The organism is Desulfoprunum sp., assembly GCF_053613775.1.
This window is the reverse complement of record NZ_JBSHXH010000002.1, coordinates 80,671-100,808: the sequence shown is the minus strand read 5'-3', so window position 1 is coordinate 100,808 and position 20,138 is coordinate 80,671. Positions and strand designations below refer to the sequence as shown.

The 20,138-nt window shown below is 64.5% G+C and carries 14 protein-coding genes; 10 read left to right on the top strand and 4 right to left on the bottom strand.

Features of this window, described 5'->3' with window-relative positions; genetic code table 11:
- A complete protein-coding gene (locus ACWGKN_RS02165; protein WP_052159638.1) occupies positions 1–1,998 on the top strand; it encodes a proton-conducting transporter transmembrane domain-containing protein in 1,998 nt (665 codons plus the stop codon).
- A 126-nt stretch (positions 1,999–2,124) separates the two neighbouring features.
- Here ACWGKN_RS02165 and ACWGKN_RS02160 read toward each other — a convergent pair whose 3' ends face one another.
- Positions 2,125–2,427, bottom strand: coding sequence for a hypothetical protein (locus tag ACWGKN_RS02160; RefSeq protein ID WP_452094589.1), 303 nt, complete (start codon positions 2,425–2,427; stop codon positions 2,125–2,127).
- A 369-nt stretch (positions 2,428–2,796) separates the two neighbouring features.
- On the opposite strand from ACWGKN_RS02160, the gene ACWGKN_RS02155 reads away from it, so the two are divergent.
- Positions 2,797–4,239 (top strand): sensor histidine kinase, encoded by a 1,443-nt coding sequence (locus ACWGKN_RS02155; protein WP_424255174.1) that lies wholly within the window; start codon positions 2,797–2,799, stop codon positions 4,237–4,239.
- The gene (locus tag ACWGKN_RS02150; protein ID WP_035226510.1) at positions 4,236–5,597 is read left to right on the top strand and encodes a sigma-54-dependent transcriptional regulator; all 1,362 of its coding nucleotides are present in this window, start codon (positions 4,236–4,238) and stop codon (positions 5,595–5,597) included. Before ACWGKN_RS02155 ends, ACWGKN_RS02150 begins: the two co-directional genes overlap by 4 nt.
- A 47-nt stretch (positions 5,598–5,644) precedes the next feature.
- Here the strand turns inward: ACWGKN_RS02150 and ACWGKN_RS02145 are convergent, their stop codons facing one another.
- A complete protein-coding gene (locus ACWGKN_RS02145; protein WP_035226508.1) occupies positions 5,645–7,000 on the bottom strand; it encodes a sigma-54-dependent transcriptional regulator in 1,356 nt (451 codons plus the stop codon).
- Positions 6,997–8,490, bottom strand: coding sequence for a sensor histidine kinase (locus tag ACWGKN_RS02140; RefSeq protein ID WP_035226505.1), 1,494 nt, complete (start codon positions 8,488–8,490; stop codon positions 6,997–6,999). Before ACWGKN_RS02140 ends, ACWGKN_RS02145 begins: the two co-directional genes overlap by 4 nt.
- 202 nt (positions 8,491–8,692) lie before the next feature.
- On the opposite strand from ACWGKN_RS02140, the gene ACWGKN_RS02135 reads away from it, so the two are divergent.
- The 7 genes from ACWGKN_RS02135 to ACWGKN_RS02105 are packed head-to-tail and all read left to right on the top strand — an operon-like array spanning position 8,693 to position 19,307.
- On the top strand, positions 8,693–9,136 hold the full coding sequence (locus ACWGKN_RS02135; protein WP_035226503.1) for a universal stress protein: 444 nt from the start codon (positions 8,693–8,695) through the stop codon (positions 9,134–9,136).
- The gene (locus ACWGKN_RS02130; protein WP_452094588.1) at positions 9,133–10,071 is read left to right on the top strand and encodes a sulfite exporter TauE/SafE family protein; all 939 of its coding nucleotides are present in this window, start codon (positions 9,133–9,135) and stop codon (positions 10,069–10,071) included. The genes ACWGKN_RS02135 and ACWGKN_RS02130 overlap by 4 nt, the downstream gene beginning before the upstream one ends.
- 1 nt (position 10,072) lies before the next feature.
- Positions 10,073–10,912, top strand: coding sequence for a TIGR02186 family protein (locus ACWGKN_RS02125; protein ID WP_035226497.1), 840 nt, complete (start codon positions 10,073–10,075; stop codon positions 10,910–10,912).
- 17 nt (positions 10,913–10,929) lie between these two features.
- A complete protein-coding gene (locus tag ACWGKN_RS02120) occupies positions 10,930–13,518 on the top strand; it encodes a PEP/pyruvate-binding domain-containing protein (RefSeq protein WP_035226494.1) in 2,589 nt (862 codons plus the stop codon).
- Positions 13,502–13,924: a response regulator gene (locus ACWGKN_RS02115; RefSeq protein WP_035226492.1), complete on the top strand. Its 423-nt coding sequence runs from the start codon at positions 13,502–13,504 to the stop codon at positions 13,922–13,924. Before ACWGKN_RS02120 ends, ACWGKN_RS02115 begins: the two co-directional genes overlap by 17 nt.
- Complete coding sequence (locus tag ACWGKN_RS02110; RefSeq protein WP_452094587.1) at positions 13,921–16,611, top strand: PEP-utilizing enzyme; 2,691 nt, start codon at positions 13,921–13,923, stop codon at positions 16,609–16,611. The genes ACWGKN_RS02115 and ACWGKN_RS02110 overlap by 4 nt, the downstream gene beginning before the upstream one ends.
- Positions 16,608–19,307, top strand: coding sequence for a PEP/pyruvate-binding domain-containing protein (locus ACWGKN_RS02105; protein ID WP_452094586.1), 2,700 nt, complete (start codon positions 16,608–16,610; stop codon positions 19,305–19,307). Before ACWGKN_RS02110 ends, ACWGKN_RS02105 begins: the two co-directional genes overlap by 4 nt.
- Before the next feature lie 92 nt (positions 19,308–19,399).
- Here the strand turns inward: ACWGKN_RS02105 and ACWGKN_RS02100 are convergent, their stop codons facing one another.
- Positions 19,400–20,116, bottom strand: a complete 717-nt coding sequence (locus ACWGKN_RS02100; RefSeq protein ID WP_035226487.1) for a metallophosphoesterase — start codon at positions 20,114–20,116, stop codon at positions 19,400–19,402.
- Positions 20,117–20,138 lie beyond the last annotated feature (22 nt).

Sequence of the window (20,138 nt, the reverse complement as noted above, 5' to 3'; positions counted from 1 at the left end):
ATGATCATCACCACCTATCTCACCAGTATTCTGATCATCCTGGTCTCCGGAGTTCCAGCCCTGGCCTGGGGCCGCCGCTCCGCCCGGGGCGAGCAATTGAGTGCCGGGTTGATGGCCGGCGGCGCCCTGCTCGGGATCGTCGCCGTCTGCATTGCCCTGGCCGGCGGTTCGGTGCCGGAACTGGCCGCCGCCTGGGCCCTGCCGGGGGGCCATATCCGCTTCCGGCTCGACGGCCTGGCTGCGGTTTTCCTGCTTCCCGCCCTGCTCATCAGCGGCCTGGGCGCCATCTACGGCCTGGGATACTTTCCCCATCGCCGGCACCTGGCTGCAGCCGGCAGGCTCCGGTTCCTGTACGGCATCCTCGCGGCCAGCATTGCCGCGCTGCCCGCCTGTCGGAATGGCGTCCTTTTTCTGGTGATCTGGGAGGTGATGGCCATCGGCGGCTTCCTCCTCATCCTGACCGAACAGCAGATGGAGGAGGTCCGGCGTGCCGCCTTCGTGTACCTGGTCAGCACCCATGCCGGCACCCTGGCCCTCTATGCCTTCTTTATCCTCCTGACGGGCAGCACGGGGTCCTTCGATTTTCCAGGGCCGGGCACCCTCGATGCCGGAACGCCGACCGCCACGGCTGTTTTTCTCCTCGCCCTGTTCGGCTTCGGGGTCAAGGCCGGGATCATGCCTCTCCACATCTGGCTGCCCCAGGCCCATGCTGCGGCCCCCAGCCATATCTCGGCCCTGATGTCCGGGGTCATGATCAAGATGGGCATCTACGGTATTGTCCGGATGACGAGCTTCTTTGCCGACATCCCTCCCTGGTGGGGCTGGACCATCCTCATCCTGGGTATCGTATCGGGGGTCATGGGCGTCGTCTTCGCCCTTGCCCAGCACGATATCAAGCGGCTGCTGGCCTATCACTCGGTGGAAAATATCGGCATTATCCTCATCGGCCTCGGTGTCGCCCTGCTGGGGCGAAGTTTCGATCAGCCCAGCCTGGTGGCCCTCGGCATGGCCGGAGCCCTGCTCCATGTGGTGAATCATGGACTCTTCAAGTCACTGCTGTTTTTCAGCGCCGGCAATCTGATCAACGCCACCGGCACCCGGCAGATCGATTCGTATGGCGGGCTGCTCAAACGGATGCCGCTCACCGGGGTCTGTTTTTTAGGCGGGGCCGTCGCCATCTGCGGTCTGCCGCCGTTAAACGGATTTGTCAGTGAATGGCTGATATATCTGGGTCTCCTGCACAGCCAGGGAGGATCGGGCAGCCCGCTGGCCCTGAGCATGGCAGTCATGGCCGCCCCGATGCTGGCGATGGTCGGCGCCCTGGCGGTCGCCTGCTTCGTCAAGGTCTTCGGCGTCACCTTCCTCGGCGAGGCCCGGAAGCCTCTGCCGCAGCCTATTGTCGAGGCATCGCCCACCATGCTGGCACCGATGCTGATTATCCTGAGTTGCTGTGTCATCATCGGCATAGCACCGACGGTGGTCGTGCCGGTCCTCAACCGGGCGCTTTCCGCCTGGGGAGCAGGGGCTGCGGGGTGTTCCTTACCCGGGACCCTGGCCCCGTTCGGCTGGATCACCGCCGGCGGCATGATGTTGCTGATTGTGGTCGCCGGGTTGATCCTCATCCGCCACTGGCGAAAGGCGGTAGTCCCCTTGACGGCCACATGGGGTTGTGGATTTCACCAGCCCTCGGCGCGGATGCAGTACACCGCCGCCTCATTCGCCGGAATGCTCACTGATATGTTCCACTGGAGCCTGCGGACCGAGATCAAGGACGAGGGTGAACAGTCCTTCGGCCTGTTCCCAGGCGTCAGGCGGTATGCGGATCACACCCCCGACCTGGTTCTCGACCGGATGCTCTATCCCGCCTGCCGACTGGTCAACAACCTAGCCGGCAGGATCCATGTCTTCCTCCAGCATGGCGTTGTCGGCGGCTATCTGCTCTATATCGCCGGGACCCTTTTTCTGCTGCTGGCCCTGGTTACCTGCTCTTCAACCTGAGGGGGCAACCGGGTGTTAACGCAGACGATACCGCCTGCGGCCCTTCTCCAGCGCCGTCAGGCGGATAACGGCCTCGGGGGCAAAGGACGGCGGAGATACGGCCGGAGTTTCTGCATCTGGCTCTCTTTATTTCTCGCAGACCAGCCTTCTCGGATCCGCCGACATGGTGAGGCAGGCGTGAGCCGTATCCTGGACCGCCTGGTCCAGATTCGCCTTCTTGCCCATTCTGGTGATGATCTCCCGCCATTTCTGGGCATCGGTGCCGGTGTCCTTGAGCTGGTTGCAGATCTTCACCGCCCCGTGACACTTGGTGCAGGTGATGGTGATCGTCGACCGGCAGTCCTCCTCGTTGACGGCGGCACCGGTGGCCGGGGAAACAACGCCGATGGTCAGGGTGATCAACAGGGCCGGGATCAGCAGTGTCTTCATCGTTCTCCTCCTTGACTGTGGACTGTGACATTCGCTCACCGGGCGACGATACCGTCGGTTGCCGGAATTATTCCTTCAAATTGTTGCCGATTCTCCGACGAAAGTGAAGGACAAATCCCTGCTGCCCCCGGTTAGGGGCCGTTACGAAATAACCGTTACATTTTTCACCATTTCGTTACGGCCCCTTATGCCGGAAAGGTATTTCTGTGTAACGGTTATTGTTTGACGACGGCTTACCGGTCTCGACCGCCACCAATGCCAGGAAGCAATTTACATCGCGGCACTTTTTGAGTAGAAGTTCATACTTTGAAATCAAGGTCTCAAGAACGGATTTCCGATTTCTTATCCTGCCAACCGGAGGGAGGGACGATGAGCCGCAGAATCCACCTCAATCTCAGATTCAAGATGATGTTCAATCTGGGCTGTTACATCCTCGGCATCCTCGGCATGAGCCTGATCTCCTACAACGACATGGAGACGACCGAGGACAAGATCGGGATCCTGGAACTGGCCTACAGTCTCAACAATACCATCCTCGAAGCACGACGGTATGAGAAGAACTACCTCCTCTACAACGAGGCCGAGGCCTTCGAAGAAAACCGACGCTACCTGGCCCAGGCCCGCAACACCGAGGAGGCGATTCTCGCAACGGGCGGCAAACTGAAACTCACGCCGATCCTCCATGAACTGGACAGGCAACTCCAGTCGTACGAGAACACGATGCAGTCCCTGTCGCAGCAGGCAGACCGCACCACCGCGGAATATGCCGGGATTGTCGACCAGCTGCGGGAAATGGGCAAGGTTATGACCGAAAAGGCCGAGGAACTCGTTGATTTCGAACGGGGACAGATCCACTCGAACCTCGATCTCCTGAAAAAGCAGTTGATCGCCTGGTCGTCGCTGGCGGTGGCACTCGGGGTCGTCATGCCGATCCTGCTGGTCTTCGGCATCTTCGGCCCCCTGTCCGTCATCAAGAACGCCACCGCCGACATCGCCCTCGGCAGATTCAACCGCATCCAGGTGATCAACACCCGCGACGAGATGCAGCAGGTCATGGAGGCCTTCAACACCATGGTCCGCGAACTCGAACGGCGCCAGGACCAGCTGGTGCAGTCGCAGAAGCTCTCCTCCATCGGCACCCTGACCGCCGGCGTCGCCCATCAGCTCAACAACCCGCTCAACAATATCTCGACCTCCTGCCAGATCGCCCTGGACGAACTCGAGGCCGGAGATGCGGAGCTGCTCCAGCGGATGCTGAAAAATATCGATCAGGAGACCCTCCGGGCCCGGGATGTCGTCAAGGGCCTGCTCGAGTTCTCCCGGGTCCAGGAATTCTCCCTGCGGCCGGCGCAGCTGGCCGACACCGTGCGCCGGGCGGTGCGCCTCGTCCAGAGCCAGATCCCGGCGGACATCGCCCTGCGGGTCGATATCCCGGAGGATCTCGTCCTGCCGATGGATACCCAGCGGATGCAGGAGGTCTTCATCAACATGATCATCAACGCCGCCCAGTCCATCGGCAACAAGGGCGCGATCACCGTCACCGCCACCGCCCATGAGCAGACCGGGGAGGCCGTCATCGAGGTCCGTGACACCGGCAAGGGGATCCCCAGGGAAATCCAGGGCCGGTTGTTCGATCCCTTCTATACGACGAAAGAGGAAGGTCAGGGCACAGGTCTGGGCCTGTCGGTGGTCTACGGCATCATCCAGAAGCACCAGGGCCATGTCACCGTCGAGAGCAGCCCCGGAGAAGGGGCCTCCTTTTTCATCCACCTCCCCCTGGCAACCGACCTCGCTGCCCCGGCCACGGCATGAAGACGAAAAAAATACTCATCGTCGACGACGAACCGATCGCCCGGGACAATCTCGACCATATCCTGAAAAAAGCCGGGTACATCACCCTCCTGGCCGAGAACGGGCAGCAGGCGATCGACCTGCTCAAACAGGAGGAGGTCGATCTCGTCCTGACCGACCTGCGGATGAAGGGGAAAGACGGGATGGCGGTGCTGAGCGAGTCGAAAAAGCTCTGGCCGTCGACCGAGGTGGTGGTCATTACCGGCTACGCCAGTGTCGACACCGCCGTCGAGGCGATGCGCCAGGGCGCCTACGACTACGTCGCCAAGCCGTTCAAGATCGACGAACTGCGGGTCATCGTCGACAAGGCGCTGGAGAAGACCTCCTTGCGCCGGGAGATCTTTCACCTCCGGGAGCAGGTCTCGGCCCGGACCGGAACCGCGAAGATCATCGGCCAGAGCCCGAAGATCCAGGTGCTGCGCGAGACCATCCACCAGGTCGCCCAGCTCGACTGCAACGTCCTGATCCAGGGGGAGACCGGCACCGGCAAGGAACTGGTGGCCCGGACCATCCACGAACTCAGCCCCCGGGCCTCCAGACGGTTTGTCGCCTTCAACTGCGGCGCCTTCACCGAGGAACTGATCACCAGCGAGTTGTTCGGCCACGAGCAGGGGGCCTTTACCGGGGCCAACAAGACCCGGAAAGGGCTGATCGAGATGGCCGAAGGCGGCACGGTGTTCTTCGACGAGGTCGGCGAACTGTCGCTGTCGATGCAGGTCAAGCTGCTGCGGATCCTGCAGGAGCGCACCCTGATGCGGGTCGGCGGCACCGAGGAGATCCCGGTCGATATCCGTGTCCTGGCCGCGACCAACAAGGACCTGCGCAAGGCGGCGGAGGAAGGGGCCTTCCGGACCGATCTCTTCTACCGCCTCGACGTCCTCACCATCCACGTCCCGCCCCTGTCCGAACGCCGCGACGACATCCCGCTGCTCGCCGGCCACTTCCTCGCCAAACATGCGCGGCCGGGCCGAACCGCGCCCCGGTTGTCGGACGAGGCGGCCCGGCGGTTGATGCAATATGAATACCCCGGAAATATCCGGGAACTGGAAAATATCGTTCAGCGCATCCTGTTCCATTGCGACGGCGACATCGTCGAGCCGCAGCATCTGGTCGACGACCTGCACGAGGCGGCGCCGGTGGCGGTCCGCGGAATGCGGGAAAACTGGCCGTCGCTCGACGAGCATGAAAAGCAGTACATCCTCGAGGTCCTCGACGAGGTCGAGGGCAACAAGTCGGCCGCCGCCAAGATCCTCGGCATCGACCGCGTCTCGCTGTGGCGCAAGATCAAACGCTACGGCCTGGAAAACCCCGACGCCTGACCGCTCGGCGCCCCTGGGGGCGCCGCCGGATCATCCTGCCGCAGCCCTCAGCCGCCCCGGCCTTCCAGCCTGTGCATCTTCAGCTTACGCCACAGCGTGGTCCGCGGAATACCCAGGATCCGGGCGGCCAGTACCTTGTTGTAGCCCGTGTTTTCCAGCACCTTGACGATGTATCGCCTCTCCATCTCTTCCAGCGGCACCAACCCTTCCCCCTCGATCGTATCGAATTCGAGGTGCTGCAGGTCCCGCGGCAGGTCCTGCACCCCGATCTCTCCGAGTTCGGTCAGGGCGACGGCGCGCTCGATGATATTCTCGAGTTCCCGGACATTGCCCGGATAGTGGTAGGAGGTCAGGATGTGCAGGGCCTGGGACTGCACCCCCGATACCTGTTTGTGAAAGGCCAGGCTGTATTTTTCCAGGAAGTACCGGACCAGCAACGGGATGTCCTCCCGCCGCTCGGCCAGTGACGGCAGGACGATGGAGATGACGTTGAGCCGGTAGAACAGGTCTTCGCGGAAGGTCCCGGCCTCGAGCTCATGCTGCAGGTCCTTGTTGGTGGCGGCGACGATGCGGATGTCGAGATCGATCGGCTGGGTGCCGCCGACCCGGAGGATCTGGCGCTCCTGGATTACATGGAGCAGCTTGACCTGCATCGACAGCGGCATCTCCCCGATCTCATCGAGGAACACCGTGCCGCCCATCGCCGACTCGAGCAGTCCGATCCTGGTGGCGATGGCCCCGGTGAAGGCCCCGCGCTCGTAGCCGAACAGTTCGCTGGTGATCAGTTCGTCGGTGAACCCGCCGCAGTTGAAGACGACAAAGGGGAAATCCCGGCGCGGACTGAGCTGATGGATCGCCCGGGCGACCATCGTCTTGCCGGTGCCGCTGCCCCCCTGGATCAGGATATTGCAATCGATGGGGGCGACCTTGTGCACCATCGCGAACAGCTCCTTGATCGCCGGGCTGTTGCCGATGATCGCCATCAGCCCCGAATCCCCCTTCAGGACCTCGCGCAGACGCACGTTTTCCTGGCGCATCAGGACCTTGTCCTGGGCGCCCTTGGCCAGCAGGCGGACCTCCGACAGGTTGAAGGGTTTCGCCACGTAATGATAGGCCCCCTGGCGCATCGCTTCCACCGCCGTATCGACGCTGCCGTGACCGGTGATGATGATCACCTCGGTCTCGGCATGGAGCGCCTTGACCCGGGGGAGGATCTCCAGGCCGTCGAGATCGGGGAGGCGGAGATCGAGGAAGACGATATCGAACGGTTGCTGGACCATCCGCTCGAGAAAGGACCGCCCCATGATGAACGCCTCCACCTCGAAGCCCTCCCGCGTCAGCGCCTGACTCAGGCGGCGGCAGACAATTTCTTCATCATCGACGATCGCCAGTCGCAGGCTCATGACGCTGTCCACCCTTGAAAATCCCGGGAAATTTTTTCAGCGACGGCAGGCAGGAGCACGGTGAACCTGGTGCCGCGGCCCTCTTCGCTGAACACCTCGATCCGACCGCCATGGCGCTTGATGATCGAATAGCTGACCGCCAGGCCGAGGCCGGTCCCTTTGCCGACCTCCTTGGTGGTGAAAAACGGCTCGAAGATCTTGTGCTGGGCCTCCGGCGGGATGCCGGGGCCGGAATCCTCGACGATGAAGCGGACGAAGCCGGGGGGTCCTTCGGCATCGACATGGATGCCGATCCTGCCGTCCTGCGGCGTGACCTGGATGGCGTTGAGGAGGAGGTTGGTGAACACCTGCTGGAGGTTGCCGAGGTTGCCGCGGATCATCGGCAGATCCCGGGTCACCGAGGTCTCCAGGCGGATGCCGACCATCCTGACCTGGTTCCGCACCAGCTTGACCGAGCGCGTCAGGACCTGGGCCGGCGCCAGGATGGTGAACACCGGATTTTCAGTGCGGGAGAAGTCGAGCAGATTCTTGACGATCTCGGCCGCCCGATCGGCCTGGTTCATGATGTCCCGGATCATCTCCGAGCAGCTGGCATCCATCCTCTCGCCGTATTCCTCACAGAAGCTCTCGGCGGTCAGGGCGATATTGTTGATCGGATTGTTCAGCTCGTGGGCGATGCCGGCGGTGAACGTGCCGATGGCGGCGATCTTGCGGGTCTGGATCAGGTCCTCCTGGTTGGTCTCGAGTTCCTGGGCCATGCGGTTGAAGGCGTCGATCAGCCCGGCGATCTCCTCCAGCCACACCCCGTCGTAGCTGATCCGGCTGAAGTCGCCCTGCCCGACCTTTCGCGTCGTGTTCATGACCACGTCCAGCGGTTTCAGCAGTCCCTGCGATATCAGCCATAGGACGAGGACCATGACGAACAGGAGAATGGCGAAAAATGCGAACGGCAGCAACGAGGTGCGCACCAGGGTGTGGTGAATCCGCTCCCTCTTGATTATCCGAAACCGGTCGGCGGAGTCGGTGAGCGCCTTGCCGAGGTTGCGCAGCTTTTCCGGGGCCAGCATGTCGCCCTGCTCCAGTTGCTCGGCCGTCGCCCGATAGTCGCGCAGGGTGTCACGGAAGCCGCCGAATTCCCGGCTCCCCACCAGCAGCGGCAGATCAGTCGCCAGGCTGTCGACCACGCCGTCGATCCGGTCGAGGTATTGCCGGCCTTCCTTGAGGCTTTCGCGGTCGCCATAGATCACGAAATTCTTTTCGAACCGCCGCACCTCGAGGATGTTGTTGAGCAGGTCGTCGTATCCCTCGCCCAGCAGCATCCTGGTCTTCAGCATCGACAAGTTCCACAGGTTGAGGCCGGTCAGGGCGGTGATGGAGAGGAAGGCGACGGCGAAGACGATAAAGATCTTCCCCTTGATCGACCCCATCCGAAACAACCTGGGGATCGCTGCGGCAACGGCCCCGAACGGGGTCGTGGACGGCATCTTCATAGTGATATCCCCCGCTGGCTACGGGCACCTCTGTTCATTTTGAAACACCTTGTGTCCGACTATACCGCCATCAGTTTCATAATAGAACAACAATTCTCCCACCACTCCTGACATCTGTGCTATAATACTGAATTAACGTGATATTTTTTTCATAGAGCGACTGGCATCGTCCTTGCTTTATTGAGAGCAAAAGAGGAGTTCGATGGAAAAAATACTGGTGGCGATAAACGGCCGGCAAGGGGCTTGGGAGGCTGTTTCCCATGCGTTTTCCCTGGCCAAGCGCGTGAACGTGCAGCTGAACATCCTCCTGGTGGTGGCCTCGGGAGCCAACCGAGGCCGAACCCCGATGGATGTCAACGGCAGGCAGGAGGTCAAGCGGCGGATCGACCTGCTGATCGAGTCCGCCCTCGCCGACGGCCTGCAGGTCAATTATTTCATAGCCGAAGGAAATTTCGAAGAGGAGGTGATCAATTTCATCAACTGCAACAAGATAACGCTGCTGGTGTACGAGGCGCCGATCGACAACGGCCGCTCGGCCTCAAAACACTCGACTTCCCTGCGCAACCTGCGTCACCGCATCGCCTGCAAGATCGAAGTTGTCGTCCCAAGAAAGCACACAACCGAACCATTCGAGAGGATCGCATGAACCTGACAATGAACCTGTATCTTCCCATCGCCGGCAACAGCGTCAATTGCCTGGCCATCTTCGGGCTGGGGGGGGTGGTCGGACTGCTGTCCGGCATCTTCGGCGTCGGGGGAGGATTCCTGATGACCCCCCTGCTGATGATGATGGGCATACCGCCGACCGTCGCCGCCTCGTCGGACTCCAATCAAATCGTCGGCGCCTCGACCTCCGGGACCCTGGCCCATTTCCGGCTCGGCAACGTCGATATCAAGATGGGTCTCCTCCTGCTCATCGGCGGGATCGCCGGCGGCGGCATCGGCGTCCAGATCATCAAGATTCTGCGGCAGATGGGCAATGCCGATTTCCTGATCAGCATCACCTACGTCCTGATGCTGGGCATCGTCGGCGGCTACATGTTCCTCGAGAGTCTCCAGGCGATGCGGAAGTCGAGAAAGCCGGCGGCAGAACAACCGGGGCCGGGCCGCGAATCGATATACGCCAGGATCGTGCGGACCATGCCGCTGCAGACCGACTTCAAGCGTTCGGGCATCCGGATGTCGCTCCTCATGCCCCTGGCCCTCGGGACCCTGGTCGGAGTCCTGGCCGCGATCATGGGCGTCGGCGGCGGCTTCATCATGGTGCCGGTGATGGTCTATCTCCTCAGGATGCCGATGCATGTCGTGGTCGGGACCAGCCTGTTCCAGATCCTCTTCACCTGCGTCAGCGTCACCATCATGCAGGCGACCCAGAATCACACCGTCGATTTCATCCTCGCCCTGCTGCTGCTGATCGGCTCGGCCCTCGGCGCCCAGATCGGCGCCAAGGTCGGCAAGAAACTGGGCGGGGAACAGCTGAAGATCCTCCTCGCCTCGCTGGTGCTCATCGTCATGGTCAAGATGCTCTACGATCTGCTGGTCCGGCCGGACGTGCTGCTGGCCTATATGGGAGGACATTGAAATGAACACGAATCGTTTGTATCGGCTGGCCCTGATCCCGTTGCTGACCCTCGTCGCCCTGGTTGGCCGGCCGGCCCAGGCCACCCCGGCGGCGATGCTCACCGCGACGCCGGCCGCCATCCGGATCGGGGCCCAATACGACGGCATCGCCATGCATGTCGCCGGTACCGTTCCCGCCGGCAGTGAGGTCATCCTCCGCTTCTCCGGCGCCCCCGGCGAACTGCATCTGCGGGAGAAGGGCAAGGTCTTCGGCCTGCTGTGGATGAACGTCGGCAAGGTCAGCCTCAACAACGTGCCCGGCGTCTGTCTGGTCGATTCCTCCCTCGACCTCGAAGACCTCGGCAGCGTCGCCGCCCCGTTTAAGCTCGAGGGACTGCGCGACTCGGTCGTCGTCAACGAGACGGCGACCGAGAAGGTCGATGGCGCCGGCAGCGCCACGGCAGCGGAAATCGATGGCGACGGCGCTGCGGCATCAGGGAAGATCGATGTCATGCATGAACTGCTGCTACTCAAACAGCACGAAAAACTGTACGCCGAGGCCGCCGGAGGGGTCCGGCTCGGCCCCAACAGCGGTGGCAGCCGCAGTTTCTCGGCGACGGTGGCCATCCCCTCGGCCCTGCCGCCGGGGAAATATCTCCTCGAGGCCATCGCCGTCAAGGACGGCGCCATCGTCGACCGCCAGACCACCGCCGTCGAGGCCGACCTGACCGGATTTCCGCGATGGCTGAGCCATCTCGCCTTCAACCGGTCGCTGCTGTACGGCGTCCTGGCCTCCCTCATCGCCATCGTCAGCGGGCTTGTCATCGGCCTGGTGTTCCAGAGCAGGGGAGGGGCCCATTAACCACGGGACATCCGCCCATGCGTCATGCACTCAGCAAGAGATTCGCCTTCTGGCGCCGCCGCCGGCTGCCGTTCGCCGTCCTGTTCAAGAAGTTTCAGACCATCCTGGAAAGAAACAACCAGATTCTGGAGCTGATGGCCGACATGGGCGACAAGCTGGGTGGCGAATATGTCTTCGACCGGCATTACATCGAGCATTCGGTCCAGGAACTGGAGGATCTGGTGTTCAAACTGGTCTCCGATTTCAGCCTGCTCAACCGGAAAAGAAACACCGAGCTGTTGATCGCCTGCGAGCAGATCCGCCAGGCGATCAACGGCGATCTGGCCGGCCGACCGGTCCAGACCGCCTCCACCCCCCGGATTGTCCCGCTGTCGGCGATCGGACTGGAGCTGACCGATGAGGTCGGGGCCAAGATGGCAACGCTGGGCGAGCTCCACAACCGCCTCGGCCTGACGGTCCCCGATGGCTTTACCATAACCACCGGGGCCTTCGCCGAGTTTCTCGCCACCACCGGTCTTTCGGCCCGGCACGCCGAAGCGGTCCGGTACTGGCGCGACGGCGACGATCAGGCCCTGCGCCGGCTGGCGGAGGAGAGCCACCGACGGCTCCTGTCCGCCCCGCTCCCCCGCGATCTGTCGGCGCTCCTGCTCACCGCCTTCCGCGACCTGGCGAAGAGGCGCGACGACCAGGGCGACCTGAAGGTCGCCCTGCGCAGCAGTGCCACCGGCGAGGACGGCACCAGCAGTTTCGCCGGCCAGTACGCCACCGTCCTCAACGTTGCCGAGGGACGATTCCTCGAGGCCTATCGGCAGGTGGTGGCCAGCGCCTTCACCTATCCGGCCTGGCGCTACCGTCTCGCGCGCGGCTATCAGGACTACGAAATGGCGATGGCCGTCGGCTGCCAGTGCATGGTCGCGGGAACGACCAGCGGCGTGCTGCAGACGTACGCGCCGCAGCAGGACGCCAAGGTCATGGGCATCGAATCGATCTGGGGGCTCTGCGCCCCGGTGGTCAACGGCGACTGCCCGGTCGACTCGTTCCTCCTCGACCGGATCCCGCCGTATCGGCTGCGTGTACAGGTCGTCGCCCACAAACCGCGGCAGCTGGTCATGGATCAGCAGTCGGGCACGCTATGGCAGGACGTGGCGGCCGACCGGCAGCACCTGCCTTCCCTGAACGACAGCCAACTCCAGCGGCTGGCGGAAACGGCAATGACCCTCGAAGGTTTCTTCAAGCGGCCGCTGGAGATCGAATGGACCTTCTCCACCGCCGATACCCTCCACATCCTCCAGGTCCGGCCCCTTTCCCGCTGGAGCGCCGCCCCGGCCCGGGCCATCGTTGAGGCGGCCGACGAACCGCAGGCCGAAGTCATTTTCGCCGGTCGCGGCACCATTGTCCAGTGCGGGATCGCTGCCGGCCGGGTCGTCCTGATCGACAGCGACGACGACCTCGACCGCTTCCCCCACGGCGGCATCCTGCTGGTTCGCCATTCCTCGCCGCGCTACTCCGCCATCATGCACAAGGCCCGCGGCATCATCACCGACATCGGCTCCTCCACCGGCCATATGGCGACGATCGCCCGGGAATTCCGGGTGCCGACGATCGTCAATACCGAGGTCGCCACCAGTCTGCTGCAGCCGGGGGAACTCGTCACCCTCGACGCCACCCGCAACGTGGTCTATCGCGGCGATGTCAGCGAAGGTCACCACTTCGACCTGATCGAGGAAGAGCTCTTCGAAGACTCCGCCGAATACCGGTTGCTGCGACGGGTGCTCAACCACATCATCCCCCTCAATCTCCTCAATCCCCAGGGGGAGGATTTCGTTCCCGCCTCCTGCCGGACCTGCCACGACATCACCCGCTACATCCACGAGAAGGCGGTCGAGGAGCTGATTCTGCTGAGCGAAAACCATGGCGCCGCGCACGCCTCGGCGCCCCGGCGACTGACCGCCGATATACCGATCGGCCTGCTGGTGATCAACGCCGGCGACGGGCTGGCCGGGCCGGCCGACGCCCCCGAGGTGGCGGTCGACGACGTCCTGTCGCTGCCGCTCCAGGCCTTGCTCGACGGCCTGATCCACCTCGGGATGTGGTGTACGACACCGGTGGCGGTCGATCTCCACAGTTTCATGTCCAGTTTCACCCGCACCTTCACCACCGCCCTGGCCGGCCCCAGGGACATCGGCCGCAACCTGGCTGTGGTCATGCGCCACTACATGAACATCAACCTGCGGCTGGGATATCACTACACGACCATCGACGCCTACATTGCCGAGACCATCAACGACAATTACATTTACTTCCGGTTCCTTGGCGGCGTGACCGAATTCATCCGCCGCTCCCGGCGGGCGGCCTGCATCGCCCGGGTTCTCGAACATTTCGATTTTCGGGTCGAAATTCATGGGGACCTTGTGGTAGGAAGATTGAAGAAGCAGGCACCGTCCCGCATGCGCGACCGCATGCGGATGCTGGGGGCACTGCTCTGTTACACCCGCCAGCTTGACGCCCAGATGCACTCCGACCGGGATGTCGCCTGCCATGCGGCGGACTTCATTCAGGCCATCAGGAACCCTTCCGGAGGAAACACCCATGAGTCCCGTCGCTGACCAGCCCCCCATCCGCCTCCTCATCCTCGACGATGAACCCATTGTCTGCAAGCGCCTTAAACCGACGTTCCAGAAACTGGGGTACGACGTCGAGACCTTTACCGACAGCGCCTCGGCCCTGGCCCGCCTGCGGCAACAGCCCTTCGACATCGTCATCACCGACCTGAAGATGGAAGGGGCTGACGGCATGCAGGTGCTGGCCGGGGTCAAGGAGGTGTCGCCGGCCACCCGGGTCATCGTCATCACCGGTTTCGCGACCATGGAGACGGCCCGGGAGTCCTACCGCAAGGGCGCTTTCGATTTTATCGCCAAGCCCTTCAAGCTCGGCGATCTGGTGGAATGCGTGCAACGGGTCGAAAAGACCCTGCAGACCGACCGTCGCACCCCACCGGAACGACAGCCGTGAACGCCCCCGACAGCCCGTCCGGGGTGAGGAAATGGTGGCCGCCGCACTTCGGCTTCGGTCGCAAGGGACGACGGGACACGGCCGAGATCGACATCTGGCGGCTGCAGTCGCTGTTCAACAATTTCCGCCGCATCCTCTTCCTCAACAACGCCGTGCTCGAGGACATGGACCACCTCGAACGGGTCCTCGGCGGGGAGTACATCTTCGACCGGGCCTTTCTCGAGGCCTCGGTGCGCACGATCAGCTCCCGGGTGCATCATGTCTCCTACAATCTCAACGCCCTCACCGGCAACGGCTATATCTCCCTGTACGACCGCTACCAGGCCATCCGGACGAAACTGGACGACATCCTCGCCGGCAACGCTTCCACCCTGGCCCCGGCCGCGGTGCTGCCGCTCGAGGCCCTCGGCTGGGAACTCGAACCGCTGGTCGGGACGAGCCTGGTCTGCCTGGCGGAACTGCGCCACCAGCCGGCGATGCCGGTCGCCCAGGGGTTCGTCGTCACCACCGCCGGCACCGAGGCCTTATCCGGCACGGGCGAGGCACCGGCCGCAACGGAGGCCACCCGCTTCCCCGCCGCCGCGGTCATGGCCTCGATCGAGGAGATGTTCACGACCATGTGCGGCCAGGACGCCGGGACGGCCTTCACGGCCGTCGTCATCCATCTGGTCAATGAAGAGGAACAGGCCGGGCTGCGGCAGGAATACGCCTTGACCCCCGAGCCCGGCGGCAGCCGGGTCGTGATCGCGGCACGGCGCCGCCCCGGCCGCCACCCGCTGCCGCCATTGTCCGATGCGGCGCCGGCGCTGACCGCCCCCATCGCCGCCGCCAGCCCTGCCGACGGCCTGGTCCGGCTCATCACCGCCCTTGCCGCCCGACGGCCGGGTCAAACCAGCGACCCGGCCGGACAGTCTGCGATCTTCGTCAGGCGCGCCCTGCCGGCCGCACTCCGCGGCTCCGTCCGTTCCCGGGCCGGCGGGACCGAGCCCTTCGACACCCTGGCCATCACCGCCGAGACGGCCGCCGATGACGACCTCGGCGACAGTTACCTGCTCCGCCGCATCTATCCCTTCGACCTGATCCGGTCGACCATCGCCCAGCGGCCGGCCGGGTTCCAGTTCCTGCGCGGGAAAGTGGCAACCAGCGCCGACGAAACCGACGGCGCACTGGCCCGGGGCTCGGCGCTGATCCAAAACGAGATGCTGAAAAGGCTCGCCGGGACGACGGTGGCCGTCGAGCGCCTCTTCGGCGGTCCGGTGGCCGTGCAGTGGGAATGCGGCAGCGACGGCTCCTGTCTCCTCACCGACCTGGCGCCGCTGCAGATCGACCTGGAGGAGGTGGATGACGACGCCCTCCACCGGGAACAGCGGCAGGCCGTCGTCCTCTGCCGGGGCGGGCAGATGGTCCAGTCCGGCATCGCCGCGGGACGCGTCGTCCATGTGACCGATGATCTGCTGCCGGCCGACTTCCCGGCCGGGGCCGTCGCCGTCGCCCGCTACGCCTCGCCCCAGCTGACCCCCATCCTGCAGCGGGCGGCAGCCGTCGTCACCGAATTCGGCACGACCATCGGCCATCTGGCCACGGTGGCGCGGGAATTGCGGGTACCGGCGCTCTTCGGTATCCCCGACGCCCTGGTCACGCTGGCGGCCGGCGCCGAGGTGACGGTGGACGCCAGCGAGGCCACCGTCTTCCAGGGGCTGCTGCGGCTGTCGCTGCTGCGTGGCGTCAAGGAGAGCGATCTGTCGCCGGCGGCGCCGGAATACCGGATCCTGCGCCGCCTGCTGCGCTTCATCCTGCCGCTGCATCTGATCGACCCCGACTCCCCGACCTTTGCCCCGCAGGGCTGCCGGACCTACCACGACATCATCCATTTCTGCCACGAAAAGGCAGTGGACGAACTGGCCCACTTCCAGGAACGCCGCCCCGAGTTGGGGGCCATCCGGACGAGACGGCTGCGGCTGGAGGTGCCGATGGACATCCGGGTGCTCGATATCGGCGGCGGACTGGCGGCAACCGTCGCCGGCGATCCCGGCTGCGACGAGGTGCAATCCCTCCCCTTCCGTTCCTTCCTCGACGGGCTGCGGCATCCCAAGGCCTGGGAACTCGAGCTGCCATCGCTGGGACTGCGCGACATCCTCTCCGGCATGACCCATGAGATGAGCAACCTCTACGGCGGAACGGTCAACCTCGCCGAGAACCTGGCCATCGTCAGCCATGACTACATGAACGTCAGTCTCCGCCTGGGCTACCATTTCAATGTCATCGACAGCCATCTCGGGGTCGACGAAGCCCGCAACCACGTCTACTTCCGCTTTGTCGGCGGACTGGCGGACCCGGAGCGGCGCGGCCGCAGGGTGGAGTTCATCAGCGAGGTCCTCGCCGCCATGGATTTCAAGGTGACGGTCAAAGGCGACCTGGTCATCGGCCGTCTCAAGCTGATACCCGCCGATATCGTCCTCGCCACCCTCTTCACCCTCGGCGCCCTGACGACCGTGGCCAAGCAGCGCGACACCTGCCTCTACAGCGATGCCGACACCAGGGCCCTGCTGACGGCCTTCGCCGCCACCTTCCTCGGGCCGGCCGCCCCGGTCAGGGGCCCGACCGCAGGTCGGCAGGGTCCCTCGCCCGAGGGCGCCGCCACGGGACAGGGCGGGATATCTCCCTTCATCCTCGACCGCGACCAATGACCGCCATGTTCCGCCACCTGCTGACCTATCTCCATGACCGCAAGCTGGCACGGGAAAATGCGGCGTTGACCACCCTCAAGGCACGCTACCACACCTTCCGCATCTTCCTCGAAAACAACGGCAGGGCGCTGGAACTGCTCGTGACCATCGACAGTCTGCTGCATCGCGGCGGCGCCGAAGACATCCGTAGCGCCTGCGAGGAACTGCTGAGCATCACCGGCGAACTGGTGGACGGCCTGAACCTGCTTGCCGACGACGGTTATACCGATCTCTATGCCTTTCACGGCCGCCTGTCGTCACAGATCCTGCAGCACCTCGGCGACCTGGCCGGGAGACCGGAGCCGCCGCAGGCCTATTGCCTGGCCCTCGACGACCTGGAACCGGGACTGATCCAGAAGATCGGCGCCAAGGCGGCCAACCTCGCCCATCTGCGCCGGATGTCGCTGCCGGTGCCGGACGGCTTTGTCTGCACCACCAGGGCGTGCCGGCAGTTCCTCCACAGCGGGGAGCTCTCGGAAAAGATCAGGAAGATACTGGGCGATCTCGAAAACGGCCGGCTTGACGGCGCCCGGGCCTCGTCCCGGATCAAGGAGATGGTGCTTGCAACGCCGCTGCCGCCGGACATCGTCCGGGCGCTGCAGGATGCCTATGCCGGGCTGGAGCGGCGAACCATGCCGGCCGGCCGGCCGGCTGCCGCTCCGCTGGCCGTCTCCGTGCGCAGCAGCGGTGTTGCCGAGGACGGTTCGGAACACTCCTTTGCCGGCCAGTTCTCGTCGCTGCTCAACATCCACGGGCCGGAGGCCCTGCTCGCCGCCTACCGCGAGGTCGTCGCCAGCGTCTTCAACGCCAGGGCCATCGCCTATCGCCTCAAGGCCGGCCTCGCTCCCGTCGACCTCGATTTCGCCGTCCTCTGCCAGGTCATGGTCGATGCCGAATGCGCCGGGGTCATGTTCACCCGCGACCCTTCCCATCCCGAGCGGCAGCGGATGGCGATCAGCGCCGTCGCCGGGCTGGGGATCACCGCCGTCGACGGTTCGGTCCCCGCCGACATGTACTATCCGCCGCGTATGCCGCCTGGGGACAGCCGGCCGCCCGAGGCTGACCGGGATTCCCGTCTGATGGCCGACGCCGCGATCTCGACAAAGACCCTGCGCCAGGTGCCGGCCGCCGGCGGAGGGCTGCGGACCGAGGCGGTGCCGGCGGAGGCCGCCGATGCCGCTCTGCTGTCGCCGGCGAGGCTGGACGAACTGGTCCGCAGCGGCGAACTGATCGAAGGTTTTGAAGGCTGCCCCCAGGATGTGGAATGGGCCTATTCCCATGACAACCGCCTGTATATCCTGCAGACCCGACCGCTGCGGCTGGCCGCGACCAGGGAGCGGATCTTCTCCTATTCCCCGGCCTCGCCGCCGCTGGCCACCGGCCGCTGCGCCTCTCCCGGCACGGCCGTCGGCAAGGCCTGCGTCATCCACTCGGCCAAGGATCTGCAGCAACTCGACCCCGCCCCTGCCGGCAACGGCAGCACCTGGCCCTTGATCCTCATCCTGCCGCAGAGCATCATCGATGCCGCCCGCTATCTCCACGTGTGCAGCGGCGCGGTGGTCGCCACCGGCAATCCGACCGATCACCTCTCCTGCATCGCCCGTGAATACGCGGTGCCGCTGATTACCGGGGCCCAGGAGGCCATGGCCCGCATCGGCGACGGCCAGTGGATCATCGTCGACGCCGATCACGGCACCGTCATGGAGGCGCCGGAACCACTCCAAACCACCATCCGCCCCACCGCCGGGCCCCGCCCGGCAACGGCGACTCCGGCCGCAGGAGCTGCCACCGCCACTGCCAGCCCGCTGCGCCAGGCCCTGCGGGCAGCGGTGGCCCAACTCAACCTGACCGACACCTACGGGCCGACGTTCTCCGCCCGGGAATGCCGGTCGATTCACGACCTCATCCGCTACACCCATGAGATGGCGGTGCTGGCCATGTTCGACACCGGCGACGAGATCATGAAGGAGGCGGGGGATCTGCTCCGGCCTCTCGACCTCGGCATCCCGTTTTCCTTTCTGGTGATCGATGTCGGCGGCGGCGTGCGCAAGGCGGAGAAGATCACCCTGAGGGAGAGGATGGCCCTCCGCCACCCGCTCCACCGCCAGGATATCCTCTCCGTCCCTCTGGCCGCCCTCTGTGACGGCCTGCTGACCCACGGACTGAGCTGGCACTCCGCCCCCGATGCCGAGGCCCTGGCGGGGATCTTCTCCCGGACGATGCTGGACGGCCGCGGCGTCCGGCCGGCCGGGTCGTTCAACTACGCCATCGCCGCCCGGGACTACCTCAACCTCAATGCCCGGGTCGAATTCCATTTCGCCATGCTCGATTCGGTGTGCGGCCGGGACGCCCATGCCAATTACATCCGATTCCGCTTCAAGGGCGGCGGCGCCGGCCAGGAGCGGGGCCACCGCCGGGTTCTCTTCCTCCAGCACGTCCTGGAGGCTAACTCCTTTTACACCTCGATGACCGGCGATCTGATCACCGCCTTTCTGACCGGCGTCTCCCGCGAGGTCACCCAGCAGCAACTGGTGATGCTGGGCCGGCTGTTCGGTTTCAGCCGGTTCCTCGACGGCATCATGGTCTCCGAGGACACGCCGCGCCAGCTCGCCGCGGCGTTTCTCGCCGGACGTTTCGACACCCGCGATCTGGTGTGACCATCCACCCGGCAACGGCCGGCAACCCGGCGCCGCAGGCCGGGATGACCAAGGGAGCAGCCGCCGCCGGCAGTTGCGGATCCGCCGGTCGGTCAGGCGTGATAAAAGCGCAGGTCCGGCAGTTCCACCGCCGTCAGGTATCCGCCGTAGGCCGCGCCGGTATCGATGCCGATCCGATCCGGCATGACCAGCGGGGTGGCGAAGGGGATATGGCCGAAGACCACCGTGAACCGTCCGGCGCGGGCATGGTCGCTGGCTAGGCGCCGGCTCGACAGCATCTCGGCCGCCATCCCCGTGAGGATCCCGTCCCCCTCGCCCGGCGGCAGCGCCGCCTCGAGGGTCTGCCGATCGACATCGGCATGGATGAAGAGATAGTCGTCGGCGACGAAGCCGGAGGCCAGGGAGCAGAGAAACTCCAGGTGCTCGCCGGGAAAGGCGGTCAATTCCCGGAGCTGGTAGATCGATGAGCCGTAGCTGGCCGCCGTCGCCTCGACTCCCATGACCCGCAGCAGGCGCAGCAGCTCGACATCTCCGGTCTCGGCGTATTCAAGCAGGGCCTGGTCATGGTTGCCGCGGAGGAAAACGGCGTTGGCACACTCCCTGCCGACCTGCAGCAGGGCCTCCAGGACCTTCTTCGAATCAGGTCCGCGGTTGATGTAATCGCCCAGAAAGACAAGGGTATCCCGCTCTTTGCAGAGAGGGATCCGGTCGAGGAGGGTCATCAGCTTGTCGTAGCAGCCATGGATGTCGCCGATGGCAAACACCTTGCGCGAGGTATCGCCCGCCCGCCGATCAGAATCCGCTTCCATCGCTCCCTCCTCCCCGCCGCAC